At 68.4% G+C, this 3,294-nt stretch carries 3 protein-coding genes; all 3 read right to left on the bottom strand.

Annotated features, from left to right (window positions below; all coding sequences use genetic code 11):
* Positions 1–698: outer membrane beta-barrel protein (locus tag DI606_RS19760; protein WP_293985676.1), on the bottom strand; the 698-nt coding region annotated here is incomplete at its 3' end.
* A gap of 201 nt (positions 699–899) precedes the next feature.
* The gene (locus tag DI606_RS19765; RefSeq protein WP_293985678.1) at positions 900–1,397 is read right to left on the bottom strand and encodes a DUF2793 domain-containing protein; all 498 of its coding nucleotides are present in this window, start codon (positions 1,395–1,397) and stop codon (positions 900–902) included.
* A 17-nt stretch (positions 1,398–1,414) separates the two neighbouring features.
* Complete coding sequence (locus DI606_RS19770) at positions 1,415–3,244, bottom strand: phage tail protein (RefSeq protein ID WP_293985680.1); 1,830 nt, start codon at positions 3,242–3,244, stop codon at positions 1,415–1,417.
* Between the last annotated feature and the right edge of the window lie 50 nt (positions 3,245–3,294).

Here is a 3,294-nt window from a genome sequence, read left to right on the forward strand (position 1 = left end):
GGGGGGGGGGGGGGGGGGGGGGGCGGCGGGGGCGGCGGAGGAGCCGCTTCAGCCGGTGCGCCGAAGTTGTAGGTCAGGCCGAGCAGAACGCTGTGCGTACGCAGCTTCGTGTCGACATCGGCACCGGCCGGACCACCGCGGGTGGTGTAGGCAGGGATAAGACCGATATCGTCCTGGTTGAAGAAGCGATACTTCAGCGACACGTCGACGTTCGAGCCGAGCGGGTAGCGAACGCCAGCGATCGCCTGCCAGGCGAAGCCGGTGTCGCTGTCGTTGACGAGGTCGTTGGCAAGCTTGCCGCGCGACACGCCGACGCCGCCGCCGACGAAGCCCTGCAGGCCGTCATCGGGACCGAAGTCGAGCAGGCCGTTCAGCATGAACGACAGAGCCGAGGCTGCGCCGCCGAAGCCGCTCTGGTCGAGATCGACCTTCGCGCGCTTGTAGGCCGCTTCGGCTTCCAGACGGAAACCGCCGAAATCGTAGCCGATGTTGGCGTCGAAATCGTAGCCCTTGTGGTAGTCAACACCCGAGATGGTGTTGCTGGCCGCACCGGCGTTGCCGGGGGTGAAGGTGATGTCCTGATCTTCAACGATCATACCGCCGGCATCGACGCCGACATACCAGCTATTGTCGCGTGCCATGGCCGGGGTGGCCAAAACACTGGTCGCAAGCGCAGCCGCGAGGGCAAGCTTCCGCATCTGAATTCCCCTTTCAAGAGTGTCACGAAGGACTGCTGAAACCCTCTATCGGGAAGAAAGTTTCATGGCAAGTCCACAATTGGTGAAACCGTTGCAAAAATAACGCACTAAGCCGGTGGCCCAGTCGTTGCCACACTATATCGACACAGTTCGGTAATATTCAACTAACAGATCAAACAAATACAAAGTGATGCTCAAATATCACGACATGACTAACCCGTGCGTTCGCAACGCCTGCAAAATGGCCGCGATGGTGGCGCGCGCCTGCGCGTCGATCACGCCGCCGCCTGTGGGATCGTCGATCGCCGCCTGCCGCACGCCCACCACGCGGTCGCCACCGAGAAACAATGCGTCCGCCCCCAACTGGCCGTCCCGCCACTGTGCACCATCATGAAAAAGCGGCACATTCCGATTCGCGATCCGCAGTTCCAGACCCGCGCGCGGCGTGACGAAACGCCATCCACCCTCGCTCGCGATGGCGACATCACCGTCCTTTCCGGCCCAGTCCCCGCTCCCACCCGTTGCCACGATCCAGCAGCGTCCCGGTTCCGGGTCTGCGGGCGGGGCCGAAAGGTCGGCACTTTCCGCTTCCCCGTGCACCAGCGCATCCAGCAGCGTCAGCGCTTCGTTATGGAAGATTTCCTTTTGCGCCTGCCCTGCAAACAGCAGCGGCAGCGCCCAGCGCGATGTCCTGTCCATCGGTTCGTCCTTTCCCGTCACACCATGATCGCGATCCGGGCCGCGCGCCCGGTCGCATGCGTTCCCAACTGCGCGACCTCGACCGTCAGCGCGGACCCCGCGCTGCCGTCAGCCGCAATCGCCGCCGCGTCGTATGTCCATGTCGGAACCGATGTTTCGACGTCCCGCACCGCCTGTTCCCCTTGCATCAGCCGCACAACGTAGCGCTCGCTCTCTTCGGCCAGCGGCACGTCGCTTCCGCTGCTCCAGCGCCAGCCCGCCCGGCTGCGCCGCACCCAGCGCAGCGTCACGCCGCCCGTGACCGCCTGTGCCGTCAGATGCACTGGCGCGGGCGGGATCAGCGCTTCGCCGGTCACCGCCATCATCGCCTCGACCGGTTCGACATCGCCCAGCCCCAGCGCCGCCACGCGCAGCGTCGCGCCCAGATCCGCGGCCTGCCCCACGGCATGCAATGGGTCCGCCAGCCGATCCTCCTCGATCAGCAGGAAAGACTCCCCGGTCCGGTGATCGCCCGCCGCCCATTCGGTGCCGCGCAGCCCGCGCCGCAAGCCCGTAAGCCGCCACCGGCGCGCGCCCGTCTTCGCCGCCGCCTCGAACTGGATCAGTTCGCGCCCCACCAGGCACAGGTTCCGCCCCTGTCCCAACATCGCCTCGTCGGCGGGGGCCAGCATCATGTCGTCGGCCAACAGCATCACGTCCAGTGTCGCCCGCCGGTCCACCAACGTCGCACTGCCCGGTGCCAATAGGGTTTCGACCCTGCCCATCACCCCGCGTCCCGCGCTGCGTCCCGCCGGCACCGCTTCGCCGCTCGCCCCCGTCACGAACAATGCCGCACTGCGCCAGCCCGGCCCGCCGCTCGCCGCCACGGCGATCGACGGCGCGCTCGCAACCCCGTCGCGCAGCGGCGGCAGGTCGACCAGCATCAGGCTGGTCGGCCCATGCGGCGCATCCTCCTGCCGCACGATCGCCCCCGGCGAAGCCCCCGCCGGCAGCGTCCCACCCGCCCCCGGCACCCGCCGTAGAGCGAGCCGCACCGCCATCGCTTCCCATTCGCGCTCCTCGATCCGCCAGAGCCCCGGCGCCCGGTCCACACGCACCACATCGCCAGCGTTCCACGCCAGCGCATCCCAGCCGCAGCGCAGGTCCATCCGCGCCCGCCCGCTCCACGCCGCATTCAGCCGTGCGGCAGTAAGCGCGCGCGCCCGGTCCGCGCTCATTGCCTCGGGCAGGTCGATGCCCTGTTCCTGCCGCCCCGCGCCCGGCCGTACCACGCGCTGCACGCCTGTCTGACAGTCGCGCGCGGCGTCATAATGACGCAGGCTCAGCGCCACCGGCACCGCATCCACCGCTCCGCTCGACCTTTGCTCGGGATCGACGCTGCGCCCGTTGACGCGCGCCGTCAGCGCCTCAGCCCGGATCGTGCCACTTGCGCCGTCCGCCGCCGCGCGCAGCCGCAACCCCGCTTCCCCGCTCGTAAGAGCCAGCCCCCGCGCCTCGATCAGCGGAGCCAGCGCCTCGACCATGTCCGCCCCGCTTGCGGCATAGCCCTCCACCAGGCCCAACCCCACGCCGCTCACGCGCCCGCCGCTGGCCTGCGCCGCCACCTGCGCCAGCGCAACCGGGGCGTCGTCCGCCTCCACCTCGAAAGTGAGGGAGGGGATGCGATTGCCATAGTCCGCCAGCGCCAGATCCTCGAACAGCGCATAGGCGATGCCGCGATGCGCGGGTGCGTGCGCCTCGCCCACCGCCGACGCGATCAGCGGATCGACCGCCTGCCCTTCGCCGCCACGATGCACGCGGAAAGCGGATAGGGTGGATGGCTCCCGCTCACGGCATCTAGGTGCCAAGATGGTTTGCTGTCAGGCAAACCCGAGCAAAGGAACCATCCGCCATGGAG

This window comes from Sphingobium sp. (assembly GCF_003248505.1).
Classification (GTDB): Bacteria; Pseudomonadota; Alphaproteobacteria; order Sphingomonadales; family Sphingomonadaceae; genus Sphingobium.

Bases quoted from the DNA above. Each gene is read 5' to 3' on its own strand.
- DI606_RS19765 (WP_293985678.1), bottom strand. From the start codon at position 1,397: ATGGACAGGACATCGCGCTGGGCGCTGCCGCTGCTGTTTGCAGGGCAG.